Here is a 20,875-nt window from a genome sequence, read left to right on the forward strand (position 1 = left end):
CAACTTGCTCGCTAAAATCACGGAGCAGCGCCCTTCAATCGCTTAGTCCCCACAATAAGAAGAGAGGCCGGTTCAAAGAGTTCCACCCAAAAAACCTATTCATTCAATACTGCCAATTGCTTGTTAAACCGTCAATATTTTTACAAAAGTTGAAACAATACCAAGAGATTATTAATAATAAAAATTACTTCAAAAGAAATGCACGCACTAGCCAGATTGTAAAACTTGCTCTAAATGATCTAAAAACACCCTTGTTTTAGCAGGCATCAACCGCCGCTCAGGAAAAACTGCCCAGGCAGGCACGGCAGGCAAACACCATTCCGGCAAGATACGTACGAGCTTACCCTGCTGTAAATAAGGCTTGGCAAATGATTCGGTGACCGCCAGCACGCCCAAACCCTGACACGCCAAGCGCACCAAGAGCTGAGGCGAATTAATACTGAATTTAGCCACCGGCTGAAAATGATGCAGGGCCTTACCTCGCTGCAAAGCCCAAGGCATTGCGCCACCCTGACGGCTTAACACGCCCAGCGTATCGTGCGCAGCCAACTGATCGGGATGCTCGGGCAAACCGCGCTGGGCAATATATTGTGGCGCGGCATAAAGGCCTGTACTAAACAGCGCTAATCGCCGTGCAGATAAATGCGCATCGCTGGGCAGCTCGCCAATTCTGATCGCCAGATCAAAGTTTTCACCCAAGATATCCACCCTGCGTGGGGAGATATCAATCTCCAGCCGAATCAAGGGGTAGCGCTGGCTAAAATCGCTTAAGAAATCGTCCATCGCCCAGCCCGCCATATCCCCCGGCAAAGATATCCGCAGCAAGCCGCTTGGCTCAGCTTGCCGGTGCTCAACCAAGGCCACCGCCGCATCCACTTCGCAGGCAATTTGGCTCGCATGATCGAGTACATGCTGCCCAAACTCGGTCAGCAGCAGTTTGCGCGTGCTGCGGATCAAAAGTCGCTCGCCCAGTGCCGTTTCCATATTGGCAATCCGCCGCGATACGGTGGATTTAGGCAGGCTCATGCGCTCGGCCGCACGGCTAAAACTGCCGCACTCAACCACACGGGCAAACAGCACTAAATCATTCGCTTCGATTTTCATCATCTCCGCCATTGTTCCACTGATGGAACAATACTATCCATTTTATGGTCTTCTGCCCATTTATCGAGAGAGGTACATTAGCGTCATTCCAACGCAACACAGAGATCCAAGTCATGAACATCTTACAAATCAACTCCAGCGCACGCAGCAACGGTGCTTTTTCTACCCAACTGGCTAATGTACTGGCTGAAAAACTACTTGCTGGCAATGCAGGCTCGAAACTGGTTTTGCGTGATTTAGCCATCAACCCGCATCCGGTGCTGGATGAAGCCACTTTAGGCGCTTTGATGACCGCCGCCGAAGCACGCAGCGCAGAGCAAGCCGCCAGCGTGGCCAAGAGCGATGCCTTAATCGCTGAAGTGCAAGCAGCCGACAGCATCATCATCGCCGCCCCCATGTATAACTTTGGTATTACCGCCCAGCTTAAAAACTGGATCGACGCCATTGCCCGCGCTGGCGTGACCTTTAAATACGGCGCGAATGGCCCGGAAGGCTTGCTGACAGGTAAGCAAGTTTATGTAGTGCTCACCCGTGGCGGCGTGCATCGCGGCACAGCAGGCGACACCATCGCCGACTATATGCGCACCGTTTTAGGCTTTTTAGGTATGCGAAAAGTAGAGTTTATCTACGCCGAGGGCCTGAATATGGGCGATGAAATGCAAAGCAAAGGCATCAGCCAAGCCCACAACGAAATCGAACTGGCCGTGGCTTAAGGCAAAGCCACTCACAAAAACCCAAATCTTGAACCACGGCGGACACAGAGAACACGGAGTTAAAAACAAAAAAATAGAGAAAAAACAGATAAAAATGCCGAAGTAGATCATTCAAATATATTGGCTATTTTAGTCTCCTTGGTTTTCTCCGTGAAACTCTGTGCCCTCCGTGTTCTCTGTGGTTCAAGATTTGGGTTTAGATTTGGGTTTGGATTGCAATTTTGTTTGCTCAGTTAATCAATGGAGATACACCATGAACACCGAACTTGTAACTCGTCCACGCGCTTTAGAAAGGAAAGTACAGGGCCGCCCAGTGATGGAAGGTGCGGGAGTCAAAATTAACCGTGCGCTGACCCAATCCTTGCAGCAAAGACTCGACCCGTTTTTAATGCTCGACGCCTTTAAAAGCGATGATCCGCAAGATTATTTGGCAGGCTTTCCAGAGCATCCTCACCGGGGCTTTGAAACCGTCACCTATATGATTGCAGGAAAAATGCGCCATAAAGACAGCGCGGGCCACGAAGGCCTGCTGGAAAATGGCGGGGTGCAATGGATGAGCGCCGCCAGCGGCGTGGTGCATTCCGAAATGCCAGAGCAGGAAAACGGCAGAATGGAAGGCTTTCAGCTGTGGCTAAACCTGCCCGCAAACGAGAAAATGAGCGCACCCTGGTATCAGGACTTTAAAACCGTACCCAGCGTGGTAACAGACGCCGGTGTAGCGGTACATGTGATCGCAGGCCAAAGCCATGGCACCAAAGGCCTCGTCGAAAAAGCCACCACCCAAGCGTTGTATTTAGATTTGCATCTGCCCGCAGGCAGCGAATTTACCCAGGCCATCCCTGCTGGGCACAATGCCTTTATCTATGTTTATCGTGGCGATGTAGAGATTGAAGGCAGCGCGGTCGCCAGCGAGCAACTGGCCATTTTTGCCAACGATGCAAGTAGCGACGGCATCCGCATCCAAAGCCCGGCCGCCAGCCGCGTGCTGCTGTTCGCAGGCAAGCCACTCAAAGAGCCCATCGTGCAATACGGCCCCTTTGTGATGAACTCGCAGGAAGAAATTTCGCAGGCGGTGGCGGATTTTAGGGCGGGGAGATTGGGGGCTTTGTAAGGGACAGTTTCGTAGGGTGTACAACGACGAAGTCGTTGCGCACCAAATGCCGGTGCGCAAGAAAAACGACTTGCACACCCTACGAAAATCAGCAACTTAGCTCACCTTCATTGCATCAGCGCCAAGGCTTGAATAGCTATTACGCTGCACTGGTAGTTGGGAAGTGTATTCAACAAACTCAAACTGAACATCCTCTCCAAGCATAAAATACGCGCTGTCCCGATGCGGCCCGCTTCCGCCTTCATGATCCAACATAAAACCCGCGTTTTCCAAATTTTGCATGGTCTCTTTTAAAGACGGCACAACAAAACCAAGGTGTTTCACGCCGACCAGATGGGTTTTCCAACCCGGCGCCTCCCCTATTCCACCACTTTGCAGGGCGATATAGGCAAAATCATCGCCGATATGCAGCCAGTCAATTTCCGCTCCAAACCAATCCATTTTGCCTCTGCCGCGGATTTTCCAACTGGGGATAGCGATTTGTATAAAACGCACGGCCCGGTCCAGATCGCTCACCGTGATATTTGCGTGCTCCAGATATGCTTGTTCCATGATTGCCACTCCTTTAGATTTAAATACCATGCCACTATGCAAGTTAAAGTAAACTTTAAGTCAAGAGCATTCAGGAGCATTTTTCATGACCACTCTGATTTCTATTGGCGCTCTGGCCAAACGCTCTGGCGTCAAAGCCAGCGCGCTGCGTTTTTATGAAAGCAAGGGTTTAATCAGTAGCGTTCGCAGCAGCGGGCAAACCCGGCAGTTTCCAAGAGAAGTGCTACGCAGAGTGGCGTTTATCCGCGTTGCGCAAAATGTTGGCCTGAGCCTTGAAGAGATCACCTCCGCACTCGCCTCGCTGCCCCAGCAAAGAACGCCTTCGCTCGAGGACTGGGCGCAACTATCGCAATCTTGGCGACCCATGCTGCAAGCAAAAATAGATGCACTATGCGCACTTCAAACGCAATTGGATTCGTGCATCGGCTGTGGCTGTTTATCGCTACAAAAATGCAACCTATATAACAGCGACGACCAAGCCCGCCATCTAGGTGCTGGACCACGGTTTTTACTAGGGGATCGCTCTAAGCAGGCGAATTAATCCGCCCAATTTACATTTCCCCTCAGCACGCCAAGCTACAAAACCCGTTAAAATAGCGCCTTCTCTTTGCACAAAGCGCTTCGATGAACCGCACGGCCTTACTTATTCCGCACTTTAATAATCCACAGGGCCTTGCCGCATCTTTGGCGTCTGTGGGTGTGCACGAGCAGATTGATGCTTTTATTGTGGATGATGGCAGTAGCAGGCAGCGCATCGATGAGGCGGTATGTGCAAAGGCTTGGCAGGCGGTGGGTGAGCTGCACTTTATTTATTTACCGCAAAATCAGGGCATCGAGCACGCACTCAATACGGGGCTACAGACGATTATTGATGCGGGCTATGAATATATTGCCCGGTTGGATTGCGATGACCTATGCGCGCCGGATCGCTTTGCTAAGCAGGTGGCTTTTTTAGATAGCCACCCGGATGTGTATCTATTAGGTAGCGCAGTGACGTTTTTTGATGCCAGTGGCGATCGTTTTACAATTAATCAGCCGCAGACGCACGATGAGATTCTGCGGCAAATGCACTACGACAATGCCTTTACCCATCCTACCGTGATGTTTAGAGCCGCCGGTGTCAAAGCGCTGGGGCTTTATCCGACTGACTGTAAAGCAGCAGAAGACTTCGCGTATTTCTGGCGCTTTGTAGCGCGTTATCAAACGGCCAATCTGGCCGAGGTACTAACCCGCAGTGAGTATAACGACGCGGGTATTTCCATGAGCCGCCGCCGCCAGCAACAAGCGATGCGGATCAAGCTACTATGGCGCTACTTTGATTACTCGCCACGATCCTTCATAAAAATCAGCAAAGCCAGCCTATCCTTTGCCCTGCCGGTCAGCTTCACCCGTAAAATCAAACGCCTGCTGGGGATGGGGAAGTGGGATTGATTGATGTAAAACAGCCAGAAAAAACCCAAATCTTAAACCACGGAGGAAAGGGAGAACACGGAGGGGCACGGAGAAAAACACAAGGGAAAACAAGATTTTCTCCGTGAAAGTCCGTGTTCTCTGTGCTCTCCGTGTTTCAAGATTTGGGTTTTGTCCCCACACACACTTAAACGCGAAGCTGCACTCGCAAAAAACAGAAGCACACATGACACGCCTTATTTTATTGATACCGCACTTTAACAACCCAGCCGGGCTGATTAAGTCTTTAGCCTCCATCGGCCCCAGCGAGCAATGTGATGTGCTGGTGGTGGATGATGGCAGCACGCGTGCGCCGATCGAGCATACGGCAGCCAGAAATGCATTCAAGGCAGAGGGCGAGCTGCGGTTTTTAAATTTACCGGCCAATCGTGGCATTGAACATGCGCTTAATTCTGGCCTGACGTGGATTACTTCTCGCGGCTACGAGCTGATTGCCCGCTTGGATTGCGGTGATGAAAACCTGCCCGATCGCTTTACCAAACAAATCACTTTTTTAAAGAGCCACCCCGATGTGATGCTAGTTGGCGGCGCGGCAAGCTTTGTCGATCAGGCTGGCACCGAGCAATTTGTGCTGCGCCACCCCAGTGAGCACGCGGCCATTGTTCAAACCATGCGTAATAACTCAGCCTTTATTCATCCGGCGGTGATGTTCAGAACAGCGGCTTTAGCGAGCACCGGCCCTTATCCTTTGGATATGCCTGCCGCAGAAGACTATGCGCTGTTTAGTGAATTCACCCGCCAATTTAAAGTAGCCAACCTGCCCGACGTACTGATCCGCTACGAGCTGGACCCGAGCGGCATTTCACTGAGTAAACGCCGCCAGCAGCTTACATCCCGCCTGGCGGTGCAAAAAAAATACAGCGATGGCAGCGTTGCCGCCCTGATCGGCATGGCCAGAACACAACTCTTACTCTTGCTGCCCTATTCTCTGGTGTTTAAGCTCAAATCCAAATTAAGAGCAAAAAAAACATGAGCCTGATCCCCGTAAAACACGCTGCTAAAATTGTGCATATTGTCGAGGCATTTGGCGCTGGCACGCTGTCTATGGTGTCGGCAATGGCCAATGCTCAGGCCAAAGACGGCCATAGCGTCACCATTATTCATTCGGTACGTGAAGAAACGCCGGACAACTGGCGCGCGCTATTTGTCGATGCCATCCGCTTTATTCAGCTGCCTATGGTGCGGGCCATTAACCCTGCTGCCGACTGGCGTGCGGGTCGGGCGCTTTATCACTGGCTGCGCGAGTTAAAGCCCGATGTAGTGCATATGCATTCATCCAAAGCCGGTGCGCTAGGGCGAATTGTCAGTTTATTTATTCGCGGCAAGACTGCGCCACGGTGGTTTTTCTCGCCGCATGGCCTGTCATTTTTGCAGCGAGCTGAAGGGCGTTTAAAAAATACCATTTTCCTTACGTTCGAAAAAATCCTCTCAGAAATACCCACCACCTTTATCGCTTGCTCGCCTTCTGAAGGCTCAGAAATCCGCCGCCACCTCAGCAGCAATGTGGTAGTGGTGAATAACGCGGTCGATCTGGCTGCCATCCACCCCGCCAAAGGCAATCAAGATATGGTGCGCATCGGCACCGTGGGTCGGGTTACCTTGGCCCGCAACCCCGAGCTATTTGCCAGCATCGCCAGCCAAATGGCCCAGCCCGGCATCGAGTTTGTGTGGATAGGCGGCGGCGATGTGGCATCAGAAAAAAACCTAAAAAATGCCAATGTAAAACTCAGCGGCTGGGTAGATCGCAGCCAGGCTTTAGAGCAGCTGGCAAGCTTGGATATTTATATCCAAACCTCGCGCTGGGAAGGCCTGCCTGTTGCTGTTATCGAAGCCATGGCCGCTGGACTGCCGGTATTGGCGACCAATGTGGTGGGCAATAAAGATTTGGTGATTGACGGCGAAAATGGCTATCTGTGCGAAAACAGCGGCGACTTTGTAAAACATCTGAACGCGCTGATCGAAGACCTCAGCACCCGCCAGAAGCTTGGCGCACAGGCAAGGCTGTTTGCTGAAACGCATTACTCGCTGGATAAGATGATGGCGAGTCTTTATAAGGCTTATGGCCTATCGTAAGACGGGTGAAACCCGCTGTTTTTATCGATGTTTAATACTATTTCTAGCGAGTCTTACCCCGATCCTATCGACTTACGCAACATCAGGAGAAATGATGCTTTCGTAGATTGGGTTAGCTGGCTTATTCGCCGATTTTAGGCGGACAAACCAGCATAACCCAAGATTTAGGCAGAAAAGGATGTTGGGTTACGCGATAAAACTGCTAACCCAACCCACAAATCCCCCTTAAGTTGATAGGGTTGAGTTTCACCCGCCTTACAGATCTTTTGCTTGAAAATCAGGAAGTAAAATGAATAAGCATTTACAAGCCGAAAGGGCCAAGCCTTTGTTGGCACTGGCCGATTTTGCTGCGCTTACCGCGTCTTTTTGCGTGGCACTGGCCATGCTGAGTTTTTTCCGGCATCAAAAAATTGGTGGCGACTTTGCCGCCTGGTGGTGGTGGGAAGGCTCGCAGCAAAGTACCGCCTTTCTCTTTTTGGCCGTGCTCACCGTAGGCAACTTCTGGTGGCGTGGCCATTACAGCCTGCGCCTGCCGTTTTGGGATGAGCTGCTGGAAATCCTGCGCGCCCTGCTCTTAGCAGCGCTATTAAACGGCATGTTGGTGCTGCTGGGTAAATTCACAGTATCGAGGTTTTTATGGCCAATGTCCTGGAGCTTAGCGCTGCTGCTCTTGCCATTTTTGCGCTCGCAAATGAAAAACTGGCTGTTATCTAAAAAACTTTGGCAGCTGCCAACAGTGATTATCGGGGCCAGCAGCAATGCCATTGATGCCTGCCGTGCCATGCATAGCGAGCGCCAACTGGGATTTGAAGTGCAGGCTTTTTTATCAATCAATAAAAATGATCCTGCCGAGCTAGCGATTGACGGGCAAACCCGGCCGGTGATTCAGCTCGATGAAACGGGGCTAATTTCATGGCTGGATAATAATAATCGCCCCCATGTAGTGGTGGCGGTGGATGAAGACGAGCTACGCCGTCTTGGCCCACAAATCGAGCTGCTCTCACTTAAATATAAAGACATGCACATCATTCCGCCAATTGCTGGTTTGCCCTTATTTGGCGTGGTGCCACACCACTTTTTTAGCCATGAAGTGCTGCTGCTGCGCGTGCGTAATAATCTATCTGTTAAATCGCTAACCACTTTAAAACGCGCTTTCGATTTATTCGGTGCCAGTGTGGGCCTGCTCTTACTCTCGCCACTCCTCGCCTATGTAGCGATTCAGATTAAACGTCAGGGCGGCCCCGGCAGCATCTTTTTTGGCCATGTACGTGTCGGGATTAACGGCAAGCCGTTTAAGTGCTGGAAATTTCGCACCATGGTTTCCAATAGCCAGGAAGTGCTGGAAAAACTACTCGCCAGCAGCAGCGAGGCCCGTGCCGAGTGGGATAAAGACTTTAAACTTAAAAATGATCCGCGCATCACGCCGATTGGCGAGTTTTTAAGAAAAACCAGCCTCGATGAAATCCCGCAACTTTGGAATGTGATCAAAGGCGAAATGAGTCTGGTCGGCCCTCGCCCAATTATCACGGCCGAGCTGGAACGCTATGGCGATCATGTTGATTTCTATCTGGAAGCACGCCCCGGCCTGACAGGGCTGTGGCAAGTATCGGGCCGCAACGACACCACCTACGCCGAACGCGTGGCACTAGATGCCTGGTATGTAAAAAACTGGAATCTTTGGTACGACGTGGCGATTGTCTGCAAAACCATCAAAACCGTGGCAACTGGACGCGGGGCTTATTAAAAAATGTAGGGCGTACTCGGCGCGAAGCGCAGTAGGCGTTTTGTTGATAGCTGGCGTACTGCGTTCTTCGCTGAGCGACTAAAAGCTATCGCACGCAGAGCTGAGCGACAAAAAACCGTCGCACGCGGAGCTTCGGGTACGCCCTATCAAGCCATCACGTTCCATGCATTGAGTACACCCGACTGTACTTTCTACATTTTAAAGCCGTACCTCAGCACAAAAAAATCAGCGCCGTAATTCGGTGTTTTTATATCGCTATTAGAGTGGTGCTGATACAACAATGTTAAATCTTGTGATCTACGCTCACCAAAGCGCACCCCTGCGCCCAATTGCTCGCCAAACTGAAAAGCCGTACTAAAAGGGCCGCGTTTAGCGTAATCAGTGCGGGAAAACAAATGCCCGCCCAAGCCAGCCTCCACAAACCACTGTAAGCCCTCTTCTTCCGGTGTCCATTCATAACGCAGCTCAGGTGTAATAAATAATTCACCCGTATTGCGGCTGTCACCACGCCAGAGCCCAGCTCCTACCGCCAAACCCGTACTCAATTTTCCTGTTTTACTTTCATACCACGACCAAGGTAAATCAGTGCGCCACGCCACCCGGAACAAGTGATGCTGCTCAACATGCTTGGGCTGTATGCCTTGTCCTGCGCTCACTTGCCACTCAAAAGCCTTTGCATCAGCCGCCGCAAGCAAGATACAGATCAGACAAAACCGGATTCCTAATGTAAGCATAACGAGGCTCCTTCTCGGTGGCGTCTTTACAATATAGACACTGCAATCCTTTTATATTTTTCTAGCTGACGTTATCCTTTGTGCAAAGCTCATAATTTTTTTAGGAATACCATGCAAGCCGATGAGTTCGTCCAGTCATTTCGCCTGGCCGCCCCCTATATCCATGCCTTCCGTGGCCGCACATTTGTGATTGCTTTGGGGGGAGAAGTCGTTCGAGACGGCAAATTTGCCACCATTACCCATGACATCAATTTACTCACCAGCCTAGGTGTACGCTTGGTTGTGGTGCATGGCGCACGCCCGCAAATTGAAGCACGTATCTCTGAGCGAGGCTTAGAAACACGCTATCACCACGGCTTACGAGTCACCGACGCACAAACGTTGGAATGCGTCATTCAAGCAGTAGGTCAAGTAAGAGTGGAAATTGAATCATGGCTCTCTATGGGTCTGGCAAACTCGCCCATGGCCAATGCAGACATCCGGGTTTCTGCCGGCAACTTTATTACCGCGCAGCCTATGGGTATTCGCGATGGCTTAGATCTGATGTACACCGGTGAAGTACGCAAGGTAGACACCACCGCCATCCGCTATCGCCTGGACGATGGCGAGCTGGTTCTGCTATCTACGCTGGGCTACTCACCGACAGGTGAAGTCTTTAATGTGCCGCTAGAAGACGTGGCCACCAGTGCGGCTATTGCTTTGCGAGCCGATAAGCTGATTTTTTTATTAGGCCAGCAAGGTGTAGAAGACTTAGCGGGCGAGCTGCTAACCGAGCTAACGGCCCTGCAAGCCGATCAATTTTTGAGTACACATCCGCACCCACACGAAGATATCCGCCTTTATCTGCCTTGTGCCATTAAATCGGTGCGTAGCGGTGTGGCGCGAGCGCATTTGGTCAGCCATCATGTAGATGGAGCCCTGCTCAAAGAGCTATTTACCCATGATGGGATAGGCACCATGATCTCGAGGGATTCGCTCGAAACCATGCGTGAAGCCACAATTGATGATGTGGGCGGCGTATTGGCGCTGATTGAGCCACTGGAAGACGATGGTGTGCTGGTAAAGCGTGGCCGGGAGTTGCTGGAGCGGGAAATCCACCGCTACTCTGTGCTTGAGCACGACAGCAAAATCGTGGGCTGTGTGGCCATGTACCCTTTCCCCAAAAGCCATATGGCAGAAATGGCCTGTCTGGTGATTCATCCCGACTATCGTGATGCCAACCGAGGCGAGCAATTACTTAAACATATTGAACAGCACGCCAAAAGCCTTGGGGTGCGCGAGCTATTTGTGCTGACCACACGTACCGCTCATTGGTTTGTAGAAAGAGGCTTTGCACTGGCTACGGTCGATGCATTACCAATTGAAAGAAAGCAGCTCTACAATTACCAAAGACGCTCTAAAGTATTTATTAAGCAACTACGCAACTAAACGCTATTTTGTAAATAAATATACGGCATTTCAATTACTGATTATTATTGACGTTGTACCCGTCGCCAAATCCTTTTGGCGACATTTAATTTATTAACGATGCTTTAGCATAAAACAGCGATCAAGTGGCTTCAGGCGTTCAGGCCACCTGACCTAAATTAAGCAATCATTTCTCGACAGGTTTGCATGGCATCGCTTCCGTTTTTTAATTCGCTTCGAACACGTTTAATCGTGGCCAGCACCTTGGTGCAATGTACAATCTTAGCCATTTTATTGCTAAATACATCGAGAATATGGACGGAAATGGCCACCCATGCCACAGAAGTGCGTGTTCAGGAATTATCTAGGCTGCTCAATGCTGCATTTGCCACACCTCTTTCAACCGGCAATCTGGCGCAGGCAGCTGATTTATTAGAAGGAATTCGCACCGCCGAAGGCATTGATTACATTATTTTACTGAATAATAAAAAACAAATTATCGCCGCAAGAGGCTGGGATATTGCGCACCCTCTTCCACCTGTAGATAAGCTATCACTGGAACACGCCCTTCCTACCCTCATTCATGCCGCCACACCGATTGAATTTGCTGGTGAGCCCTTTGGCGAATTACGCTTTGGGATCTCCACAGAAATTATGCGCGGCGGTGTAAATCAATTACTACTGCAAAACGCCATCACCATGGTGGTCGGCATTTTATTATCTGCCCTGATGATGGGGCTGTTAGGCGTTTGGCTCACCCGGCATATTCACCGTTTAATTAAAGCCGCAGAAAACGCCGCGCAAGGTGATTACGACACGCTTGCAGCTCCTATCTCCCATGGTCAGGATGAGATCAGCCAGCTCACCCGCCGCTTTAATGAAATGGCCAGCCTCATTAAAGAGCGTGTCGATTCTCTGGTCATGAACGAAGAAAAATTTCATACCATTGCCAACTACACGCATAGCACCGAGCTATGGCTATCCCCGGAAGAAGGTCAACTGGTCTGGATTAATGACTCAGTGACGCGGCTTTCCGGTTATTCAGTCAATGAATGCATGCTGCTTGGCGATTTTCCCTTATCGCTCACCATGCCTGAAGAGCGCGCCCGCGTAACAGAAACGCTCAAACAAGCACTAGAGCATCGCACCGTGATTCAAGATTTTGAATTTCGCGCGGTTCGCCGCGATGGTCAGCCTTTCTGGGCCTCGGTTTCATGGCAGCCCATTTACGACTCTTTCAATAACTACCTGGGTTTACGCGCCAGTATCCGAGATAACAGCGAGTTAAAAGAAGATCGGCTTTCACTGCGCAAAGCGGTGATCGAGCTACGGCAAATCCAATCCTTGGGCCAAAGCTATTTATCACGCGCCGAATCTGAACGCGCCCGCCTCACGGCCCTGCTCTCAGCCATGCGCTTTGGCGTGCTGTTTGTGGATAACGAAAACCGCGTGGTCTTTCACAACCCCGCATTCTGTGATTTATGGGGCTTGGGGCCAGGCAATCAACTACCGGGCAAGCCAATAGGCCAGATTCTACAAATCGCCGAAAATCGTCCTGCACTGGGCGATATCATTGCCAACTACCTTGAAGAGCTGGCGCTATCAGACGATAAAGTCGATTTTGGCGAGCTATCCATGAACGATGGCCGTGTCATTACCCAGCATGGCTTCAGGGTATTGGATAGTCAGGGCACAGCCAATGGGCGGATGTGGATTTACGAAGATGTGACGCAGCAGCGTGAAATCTCCGAACATATGATCAAGCTGGCAGAGCGCGATGCCCTCACCGGCCTCTATAACCGCCATCGCTTTCAGCAGGAGCTAGATCGCATGGTGTCTGAAGCCGATCGCAAACAAAGCGCCATGGCGTTGGTTTTCTTTGATCTGGACGAGTTTAAACATGTAAACGACACCTTTGGCCATGGCGTAGGCGATGATTTACTCAAAAGCATAGCCAAAACCATAGGCACCCAAGTGCGCCGCCATGAAGTATTTTCACGCCTTGGCGGTGATGAATTTGCGATTTTAGTGCCCGATTGCAATGAGTTTGAAGTGAGCAAACTGGCCGAGCGCATTGTCAGCTCGATCTCGCAAATTCCATTTACAGTAGAAGGCCATGTATTGCGCCCTTCTTCATCGGTTGGCGTAGCCTTGTTTCCAAATCACGCCAGCAACTCGCTGGAGCTGGTTGCCCACGCCGATTCAGCTATGTATCAAGCTAAATCGGCAGGTAAATCCACTTGGCGTATGTATCGTCAGGATGCCGATCCATCCCGATCAGCCATTACCCGCCTTTCCTGGAAAGACCGGATTACCGAGGCGCTGGAAAACAACGGCTTAGAGCTACATTTCCAAGGTATTTACTACCCGAAAACCCGTAAACTAGCGCACTTAGAAGCACTGGTGCGAATGAAAGATTTGCAAAAACCTGATGAAATCATTATGCCGGGGCTATTTATTCCCCATGCTGAAAAGACCGGCAAAATTATTGATATTGATCGCTGGGTGATTCGCAGCACGATTGAATTACTGGGCAAAAAAGCCAATATTCCATCTATTGCCATCAATATCTCCGGCCGATCTTTTGACGAGCCAGAAATGCCGGAATATATCAGCCAGCAGCTCAAACTACATAAAGTAAATCCGGCCAGATTATTGGTTGAGTTAACCGAAACGGCGGCTGTTTCTGATATTCGCGATGCAGAGCGCTTTATTGATGCACTGCGTGCCACAGGCTGCACCGTGTGCCTCGATGACTTTGGTACAGGCTTTGCCTCTTTTGCCTATTTAAAACAACTAAAAGCTGACGTACTTAAAATTGACGGCTTCTTTATCAAAGACTTAATCAGCGATCACGACAGCCAAGTCTTTGTACGCGGCATGGTCAGCATGGCCCATGAAATGGGTAAAACAACGATTGCCGAGTTTGTAGAAAATGAAGCCATTTTTAATATGTTGATCGAGCTGGGAATTGATCAGGTACAGGGCTATTACCTTGATAAACCCATGAGAGATCATCCGGGCTTGAATATTATTTAATTCATCTCCGGCGCAAGGAATAAACCCATGAGCATGACCATCTGGTTAACCTTTATTGCCACCACCTTTTTTATTTCTGCTACTCCCGGCCCCAATATGCTGCTGATGCTATCGCACGGCACGCGCTATGGCTGGCAGGCGACGCTCGCCACCATGAGCGGCGCACTGGCTGGCTTGGGCTTATTGTTTGCGCTATCGGCCTTTGGCATGGCAACCATCCTCGCCACATCCGCCACGCTATTTTTGATTTTTAAATTAGTCGGTGCGCTGTATTTAATTTATTTAGGCTGGCAATGCTTTAAAGCGGGGAGTCATTTAGAAATGCCCAATGCCACCGCTGATTCGGCAGCAAGGCGTTTTCGCCTAGGGCTCACTGTGGCGCTATCAAACCCCAAAGCAATTTTATTTGCGGGCGCTTTCTTGCCGCAATTTATCAACACAACGCAGCCGCAAGCAGGGCAATGGGCGATTTTGCTAGGTAGTTTTTTTATAATCGAAGCAGGCTGGCAAGTTGCCTACGCGGCAGGTGGCGCGAAGCTAGGCAACTGGCTACAAGGCCCGAACCGCATCAAACGCTTTAACCAAGGCTGCGGCGCGGCCTTCTTTACGGTAGGTGGATTATTGGCAACGGCGCAGCGTTGATCAGGGGTCAGGGCTCAGGGCTCAGAACGGTGCGCAAGAAAACCACCTTGCGCACCCTATAAAAACTAAACCCCGTAACGCTCGCTCACTACCCGCTCAAAGTCGGCAAACATTTGCGCATCTGATTGCGTGTTATCTGCCAACAGCTCAGCACCGTGCACGATACGAATATGCGCATCCAGATTTTTTAATGGTGATTCTAGATAGGCTCGGCTTGCAGCCGCGCTGATTTGCATTTGTGCATTGGCCCATGCAGCTTCCACGGTTTGATTGCAGGAATCAGCTAAATACTTAGCGTTAAATGCTTCGCCAGTCAGGCTGATCAACGTGGCATTGTGGTTAATGCTATTGCCTGGCACCCAGTAATGCTTAGCCAGTAATGGGCCAATCTCCGGGTTATCGGTTAAATAGCCATATTCACGCTCAAAAAATGCACGGGTCTGATAAACCGCCATATTGGCCAGCAAGTAGCCGTGATAAGCCGCTGCCGATTCCTGGTTTAAGAGATGTGGAATCGCCAAGAGTGGCCGCCCTGCCTGCTCAAAGCCCAGAATTTTCATTTCAAATTCACGGGCCAGCGCCAGCGCATTCTCAGCAGTCAGATCGCTATCGCTTAGCAGATACAAGGCCCGCTCAAAATAGGGCACTACCAAAATATTGCGCTCATTCAGCGCAGCAAATGGCTGAGTTTTTTCGATACGCGCTTTAATTAAAGCATCCGGCACGGCCTCACCCGCCGCATTTTTAGCGTAACGCTTTAGCCAATCTGCGTCTTCCAACAAGCTATCGCAAAACATCGATTGCGTTTCGGCATAGGCCATCGAAGTCGGTGAAAATTCTTGCGAGAAACAAGGCGAATTCTGCGCCACATTGGCAAAGTGCGCCGCGTGGCCACCTTCGTGAAACAGCGTTTTGATCGCGCGTGCGCCGCTGCCCACCTGATCGGGCTTGGCATCTGAAGTAAAGTTAATCTGCCCGGCTACCCAGCTGCCGTCTGCGGCAAAAAAGGAAGGAATCGGGCCGTGACAAAAGCCATTCTGATACTTGCCCTTACGCTCCAGTAAATCCAGCTGCATGGTCGCGCCGCGATAGGCGATGCCCAGCTTGCGAAAGCTTTCTACCCAGCGCTCAAGCCCTTTCGCAAAAGGAAGGTATGGATCCATCTGGCGGGCTACATCACCGCTCACTGTATAGCGAAAATTCCATGGCAGTAGCGCGCCTTTACCATGCTGCTGTGCTAGCTCCTGTAAGCCACGTTGATTGGCTTCACGAGTGCGCAGCTCAAAATCATCCAAAATAGCGAATAATTCTTCGACCGACATTTGCTCATTTTTACGCACTTTATACGCAAAATAATCAGGAAAACCCTGAGCGCGAGCAAAGGCATTACGCTGCTTCACAATATCTAAAAAGCCGTTTTCCAGCACCCAATGCTCAAGGGCAGCCATCGCATCAAACGAGCTTTTACGCGCCGCCTCAGAGGGGTTGGTCGCCATATTGGTCGACAACATGCCTTGGGTGGCTTCTTCGCGCTCGCCTTTTTCATTGATATGCGTTTGCACATAATCGCGCTTTTTAGCAAATAAGGCAGCTTCCTGAGCAATTAACTGGCTCATTAAAGTGCGCGCTTCATCGCTATCAATAATATTGCTTTCAAACAGCGCCAGCCAACCTTGCAAGCCATGCTTAAGCTCGGCAGCTTCCTCTGTATTTAAACGCGCCAGCGCATCGCGCACCTCTGCCAGCTTTACTGGATCAGAAATAAAGTTCTTATACGCTTCTTCTGCCTTGGCAAAGCCATCATGATCGTCAGAAACGGCCATATAGGTATCCCAAAACAAATTTTCTTTGGTTTTATGAACGGCAAGATAATCGCGGTTAAGTGCTTCAAATAGCTGACGTGCTGCTTCCAAGGTGCTCTCCAATGTTTTATATAAGTTGGCCAATGCCTTATGCCAATTAAATTACACGAGGCAGAATAAGTGTGCAAATTTACTATTCTTAGCAGCATTTAATTTCAGTACTTCGCAACACCTTATCATTTTCCCGCATAGAGCCATCGCCCACGCTTGGCAATATCGCCCAGTTTAGTGATGCTTAAATCAACCACCCCGGCCCCGTAGCTGCGTGGATTCATCCAGACCGTTTTCATTCCCAGCTGCTTAGCCGTTTTTAAATTAGCCAAGGTGTCTTCCACTAAAATGCAGCGGCGCGGATCAAGCTTAAACCGCGCCAAGAGCTTGCGATAAGCCGCAATCTGTGGCTTGGGAATCAGATCAACATCTTCTACGCTCACCACGCCACTGAAGCAATCGTCAATTCCCAGCGCCAGCAACATGGCAATCGCGTAATGGCGCGGGCCATTGGTGAAAAGTAATTTATCGCCCGGTAAGCTACGAATCGCCATAGCCAAGCCTGGCATGGGGTGAACAGCCATCAACAACTCGTTCAAAGGATGCGTCATCCGCAAGAAATGCTGAGGGTTAATGTGCGGATGGTGGCGGCGCAATCCAAGCAGCGTTGCGCCATAACGCAACCAGTAATCGGTACGCAGAGCCGTGGCGGCCTGTTCGCTGAGCTGTAAATGCTGGGAAAGATAAGCCGTCATTGCCCGGTTAATCACCGGAAAAGCATGTAAGTCTGCATTATGCAAGGTGTTATCGAGATCAAAAATCCAGACTGGTTTCATTGTTTCAACGTAAAAAAAGACCAGCCATGCTGGTCTCATTGGGTGGCTAAGCGTGCCGCTCAGGAATGGATATAGTGTTCTAGCTGGGCAATCGTGAATTTTTGTTCTTCGATAATTTCCCGCACCAAATCGCCAATCGATAACACACCTAATACTTTATCACCGTCTAAAACCGGCAAATGGCGAATGCGTTTTTCGCTCATGATAGCCATACATTCATCAATGGTAGCCGATGGCGGCACACAGAGTAATTTACGCGTCATGATTTCTGATACCGGCGTTCCTGCCGAAGTCTTACCCATCAAAATCACTTTTCTGGCGTAATCACGCTCTGAAAAAATCCCAACCAAGTGGTTTTCTTCCATCACCAGCAATGCACCAATATTTTTTTCTGCAAGCACCTGTAAAGCCTGATAAACCGAAGCTTGCGGAGTAACTGACAAAATATTATCTATAGCTTTTTCTGCGAGCAGCTGGCGTGCTGTTTTCATACGGGCATCTCCCTGATGGCTTGAGCTTTAACTTTAGTAGGCCAAGCGTAACATGCAAGGAAGACGTAGATTACTTTTCGCAAAAAAACAAGAATCAACACGTTTTTGATTGATAGAGTGCAAAACCTTAAACCACACACACAGAAAAACCCATCAGCGCGGGCTTCTCTGTGAAACTCTGTTTTTTAATGTGGTTCAGGATTTAGCTCTGTGTAATATTACTTACTTAGCACGAATCATCGTGCCCACGCCCTGCTCGGTCAGTACTTCCAGCAGCAGCGCGTGTTTTACACGGCCATCAATAATATGCACAGCGTTCACACCGCTCTTGGCGGCATCCAGCGCTGATGAAATTTTAGGCAACATGCCACCCGAAATCGTGCCATCGGCAAATAGCTCGTCGATACGTTTGGCAGAGAGCTTCGTAAGCAAATTACCTTCCTTATCGAGTACGCCTGGCGTATTGGTCATCATGATCAGTTTTTCAGCATGCAGCACTTCGGCCAGCTTGCCAGCCACTAAATCGGCATTGATATTGTAACTTTCGCCGTTTCTATCCACGCCAATCGGGGCGATTACAGGGATAAAATCACCCGCATCGAGGTGAGCCACGATGGTTGGATCGATGGATTCAATTTCACCCACCTGACCAATATCCAGTAGCTCATCCGAGCTATCTTTCAGATACATTTTACGGGCCTTAATAAAGTGCCCGTCTTGGCCGGTTAAGCCCACCGCTTTACCGCCATGCTTATTGATCAGGGAAACGATTTCCTTGTTCACATGACCACCCAAAACCATTTCTACCACATCCATGGTTTCGGCATCAGTCACACGCATGCCTTGGATAAACTCGCCTTTTTTGCCGATACGATCGAGCAATTCATTAATTTGCGGGCCACCACCGTGCACAACAACGGGGTTCATCCCAACTAATTTAAGCAGCACCACATCACTGGCAAACCCTTCTTTTAGCTCAGGTTCGGTCATTGCATTACCACCGTATTTGATGACGATGGTCTTATCAAAAAAACGCTGAATGTAAGGCAAGGCTTCCGAGAGAATTTCGGCTTTTTCTTGCGGAGTAATTGTGGTCATGGCGTGTCCAAAAGCTAGCAGCCTGTCGGGCTTAGGCGGCTCATAGAAAAATTGCATGGTTGAGGCCAGATTTTGCCGTATTTTCAGCGCCAATACGGCGCTATCTAATCACACATGGCTGAAATATGGGCCAATCAAGTTATTTTGCAGCCGACTGATGCAAAGACCGGCAGGCTGCTAAGGCTCGAGCAGAATTCTAACAGTCTCGAGCCTGACCGCGCTTTATTTTTGACAAAAATGGACAGCCGCAGAATAATAAATGAATATTTATTTATTAATTGTAGGTTCATCATGTTGTGCAAACGCTGGACCCGAAGAAAAGAAGCACGGCCACAGGAAATTTTAGAGGCTGCGCTGGGCTTATTTGTAAGTAAAGGCTTTGCCGCCACCAAGATGGCCGACATCGCCAAAGCTGCCGGAGTAACAAGCGGCACGCCATATATTTACTTTGCTGGTAAAGAAGAGATATTCGAAGCGGTGATGCGTGAGATATTATTACCGCAGCTTACTATTGGCCATGAGTTACTTGCAAGTTTTCAAGGCAGCTCGGCTGATTTACTACGGGTCATGCTTCAAACATGGTGGCAGGCGATGGGGGAAAGTCAGCTGTCTGCTTTTCCCAAACTGATGATTGCCGAGGGTAGTAACTTTCCCCAGATTGCAAAAATTTATCAGGAAGAGTTTGTTGTACCTGGCAATAAAATTCTTAGGCATATTTTAGAAAGGGGGGTCGCTAGCGGCGAATTCAGAGTGGCCGATATCGATTACGCCATTGAGGTGATTTCTGCCCCGATTATTGTCGCCATGCTGATGAAGCACTCACTGATCAACTGCCTGCCTGAAGCTTTAGATCCTGAAAGATTTCTGAACACCACCCTTGATCTCCTCCTTAACGGCCTGATGGCCTCACCCAAGGACAAAGCACATGAATAAAGCGATTCCCCTGCTATTAATCAGCGCAGCATTACTAAGCGCTTGCAAGGAAGAAGCCAAGCCTCAAGAAGAAGTTCGTCCGGTGCGCACCATCACTCTTGCTACTAACGCAGCCAATAGCCATGCCGAATTCTCCGGCGAGCTGCACGCCCGTCAGGAAAGTGCCTTGGGGTTTAGGATTCCAGGCAAGCTCATTAGCCGCTTGGTGGATATTGGTGCAGAAGTTAAAACCGGCACGCCGCTAGCCAAAATTGATGCGCAAGATATGGTGCTCAATGCCGCAGCCGCCAAAGCTCAAACCGAATCAGCACTCAGCCAGCTTAATCAGCTCAAGCTGGATCTCACCCGCGCCCAAGAGCTGCTTGCTAAAAAGTTTGTTAGCCAAGCCGATGTAGATCGCCGCCAGACCGCCGTCATTGCTGCGCAAAAACAATTGGTTCAAGCACAGTCCCAGCAGCAGCTTGCGCAAAATCAGGCGGGCTATACCACCCTCTTAGCGACCAGCGATGGCGTGATTACCGCTACGCTGGCCGAGCCGGGCCAGGTGCTGGCCGCCGGGCAGCCCGTTGTGCAATTAGCCAAAGCCGGTGAAGTAGAAGTCTTTGTAGATTTGCCAGAAGCCCGCAGTGGCGATTTAAAACCCGGCCAAAAAACAGAAATCAGCCTCTGGGCACTGCCAGGCAAAACATTTAGCGGCAAGGTGCGCGAAGTTTCTCCCGCTGCCGATCCGGTCAGCCGTACTTACCGCGCCAAGGTGACTTTAGAAAAGCCCTCTGATGAGATTCGTCTGGGCATGAGCGCCACAGTAAAAAGCAGCCAGACCAGCAATACCGAAAGCAGCACCACTCTGCCGCTTACCGCTATTTACGGCAAAGCAAAAGAGCAGCGCGTTTGGCTGGTTGAAGGCAATCGCGTGAAAAGTAAGGTGATTAATGCGCAAATTGATGCTCAGGCTAAAAACGGCGAGCAAGTGCAGGTCAAAGGTTTGAAAGCAGGCGATGTAGTCGTCACGGCAGGTGTGCATCTGTTGCGCGAAGGGCAAGCAGTCAAATTACTCGCTGCGCAAGGGGAATAA

19 protein-coding genes are annotated in these 20,875 nt (G+C 50.1%); 12 read left to right on the plus strand and 7 right to left on the minus strand.

Annotation, left to right across the window (positions count from 1 at the left end; all coding sequences use genetic code 11):
* Positions 1–207 precede the first annotated feature (207 nt).
* Entirely contained in the window at positions 208–1,107 is a 900-nt protein-coding gene (locus tag VN23_RS14130; RefSeq protein ID WP_335339384.1) for a LysR family transcriptional regulator, read from the minus strand.
* Between the two features lie 110 nt (positions 1,108–1,217).
* Between VN23_RS14130 and VN23_RS14135 the strand changes: the two genes are divergently transcribed.
* Together VN23_RS14135 and VN23_RS14140 are read left to right on the plus strand one after the other, a co-directional pair.
* Positions 1,218–1,817 carry an FMN-dependent NADH-azoreductase gene (locus VN23_RS14135; RefSeq protein ID WP_046352468.1) on the plus strand — a complete coding sequence of 200 codons (600 nt, stop codon included), beginning with the start codon at positions 1,218–1,220 and terminating at the stop codon, positions 1,815–1,817.
* Positions 1,818–2,070: 253 nt separating this feature from the next.
* On the plus strand, positions 2,071–2,928 hold the full coding sequence (locus VN23_RS14140) for a pirin family protein (RefSeq protein WP_046352469.1): 858 nt from the start codon (positions 2,071–2,073) through the stop codon (positions 2,926–2,928).
* 96 nt (positions 2,929–3,024) lie between these two features.
* On the opposite strand, the gene VN23_RS14145 is transcribed toward VN23_RS14140, so the two are convergent.
* Positions 3,025–3,480 carry a VOC family protein gene (locus tag VN23_RS14145; RefSeq protein ID WP_046352470.1) on the minus strand — a complete coding sequence of 152 codons (456 nt, stop codon included), beginning with the start codon at positions 3,478–3,480 and terminating at the stop codon, positions 3,025–3,027.
* 85 nt (positions 3,481–3,565) lie between these two features.
* Here VN23_RS14145 and soxR point away from each other — a divergent pair, with 85 nt between their 5' ends.
* From soxR to wbaP, 5 genes are all read left to right on the plus strand, one after another.
* A complete protein-coding gene (soxR, locus tag VN23_RS14150) occupies positions 3,566–4,021 on the plus strand; it encodes a redox-sensitive transcriptional activator SoxR (RefSeq protein WP_046352471.1) in 456 nt (151 codons plus the stop codon).
* Between the two features lie 83 nt (positions 4,022–4,104).
* Positions 4,105–4,911 (plus strand): glycosyltransferase, encoded by an 807-nt coding sequence (locus tag VN23_RS14155; RefSeq protein WP_046352472.1) that lies wholly within the window; start codon positions 4,105–4,107, stop codon positions 4,909–4,911.
* 205 nt (positions 4,912–5,116) lie between these two features.
* Positions 5,117–5,923 carry a glycosyltransferase gene (locus tag VN23_RS14160; RefSeq protein WP_046352473.1) on the plus strand — a complete coding sequence of 269 codons (807 nt, stop codon included), beginning with the start codon at positions 5,117–5,119 and terminating at the stop codon, positions 5,921–5,923.
* The gene (locus VN23_RS14165) at positions 5,920–7,023 is read left to right on the plus strand and encodes a glycosyltransferase (RefSeq protein WP_052746647.1); all 1,104 of its coding nucleotides are present in this window, start codon (positions 5,920–5,922) and stop codon (positions 7,021–7,023) included. The genes VN23_RS14160 and VN23_RS14165 overlap by 4 nt, the downstream gene beginning before the upstream one ends.
* A 289-nt stretch (positions 7,024–7,312) precedes the next feature.
* Complete coding sequence (gene wbaP, locus VN23_RS14170; protein ID WP_046352474.1) at positions 7,313–8,767, plus strand: undecaprenyl-phosphate galactose phosphotransferase WbaP; 1,455 nt, start codon at positions 7,313–7,315, stop codon at positions 8,765–8,767.
* 191 nt (positions 8,768–8,958) lie between these two features.
* On the opposite strand, the gene VN23_RS14175 is transcribed toward wbaP, so the two are convergent.
* A complete protein-coding gene (locus VN23_RS14175; RefSeq protein WP_052746648.1) occupies positions 8,959–9,501 on the minus strand; it encodes an acyloxyacyl hydrolase in 543 nt (180 codons plus the stop codon).
* 111 nt (positions 9,502–9,612) lie between these two features.
* Here VN23_RS14175 and argA point away from each other — a divergent pair, with 111 nt between their 5' ends.
* The 3 genes from argA (at position 9,613) to VN23_RS14190 (ending at position 14,589) form a co-directional block, all read left to right on the plus strand.
* Positions 9,613–10,929: an amino-acid N-acetyltransferase gene (gene argA / locus VN23_RS14180; protein WP_046352475.1), complete on the plus strand. Its 1,317-nt coding sequence runs from the start codon at positions 9,613–9,615 to the stop codon at positions 10,927–10,929.
* 303 nt (positions 10,930–11,232) lie between these two features.
* Positions 11,233–13,947 carry an EAL domain-containing protein gene (locus tag VN23_RS14185; RefSeq protein ID WP_052746649.1) on the plus strand — a complete coding sequence of 905 codons (2,715 nt, stop codon included), beginning with the start codon at positions 11,233–11,235 and terminating at the stop codon, positions 13,945–13,947.
* Positions 13,948–13,974: 27 nt separating this feature from the next.
* Complete coding sequence (locus VN23_RS14190) at positions 13,975–14,589, plus strand: LysE family translocator (protein WP_046352477.1); 615 nt, start codon at positions 13,975–13,977, stop codon at positions 14,587–14,589.
* Between the two features lie 65 nt (positions 14,590–14,654).
* Here the strand turns inward: VN23_RS14190 and VN23_RS14195 are convergent, their stop codons facing one another.
* From VN23_RS14195 to argB, 4 genes are all read right to left on the minus strand, one after another.
* Positions 14,655–16,502: a M3 family metallopeptidase gene (locus VN23_RS14195; RefSeq protein ID WP_046352478.1), complete on the minus strand. Its 1,848-nt coding sequence runs from the start codon at positions 16,500–16,502 to the stop codon at positions 14,655–14,657.
* 125 nt (positions 16,503–16,627) lie between these two features.
* Complete coding sequence (locus tag VN23_RS14200; protein ID WP_046352624.1) at positions 16,628–17,278, minus strand: pyrimidine 5'-nucleotidase; 651 nt, start codon at positions 17,276–17,278, stop codon at positions 16,628–16,630.
* A gap of 59 nt (positions 17,279–17,337) precedes the next feature.
* The gene (locus tag VN23_RS14205; RefSeq protein WP_046352479.1) at positions 17,338–17,769 is read right to left on the minus strand and encodes a CBS domain-containing protein; all 432 of its coding nucleotides are present in this window, start codon (positions 17,767–17,769) and stop codon (positions 17,338–17,340) included.
* A 222-nt stretch (positions 17,770–17,991) separates the two neighbouring features.
* On the minus strand, positions 17,992–18,924 hold the full coding sequence (gene argB / locus VN23_RS14210; RefSeq protein ID WP_442905402.1) for an acetylglutamate kinase: 933 nt from the start codon (positions 18,922–18,924) through the stop codon (positions 17,992–17,994).
* Between the two features lie 57 nt (positions 18,925–18,981).
* Here argB and VN23_RS14215 point away from each other — a divergent pair, with 57 nt between their 5' ends.
* Both VN23_RS14215 and VN23_RS14220 read left to right on the plus strand, forming a co-directional pair.
* Complete coding sequence (locus VN23_RS14215; protein ID WP_231743265.1) at positions 18,982–19,800, plus strand: TetR/AcrR family transcriptional regulator; 819 nt, start codon at positions 18,982–18,984, stop codon at positions 19,798–19,800.
* Positions 19,793–20,875: an efflux RND transporter periplasmic adaptor subunit gene (locus VN23_RS14220; protein ID WP_046352480.1), complete on the plus strand. Its 1,083-nt coding sequence runs from the start codon at positions 19,793–19,795 to the stop codon at positions 20,873–20,875. Before VN23_RS14215 ends, VN23_RS14220 begins: the two co-directional genes overlap by 8 nt.

It is taken from the genome of Janthinobacterium sp. B9-8 (genome assembly GCF_000969645.2).
In the GTDB taxonomy this organism is placed as follows: domain Bacteria; phylum Pseudomonadota; class Gammaproteobacteria; order Burkholderiales; family Chitinibacteraceae; genus Iodobacter.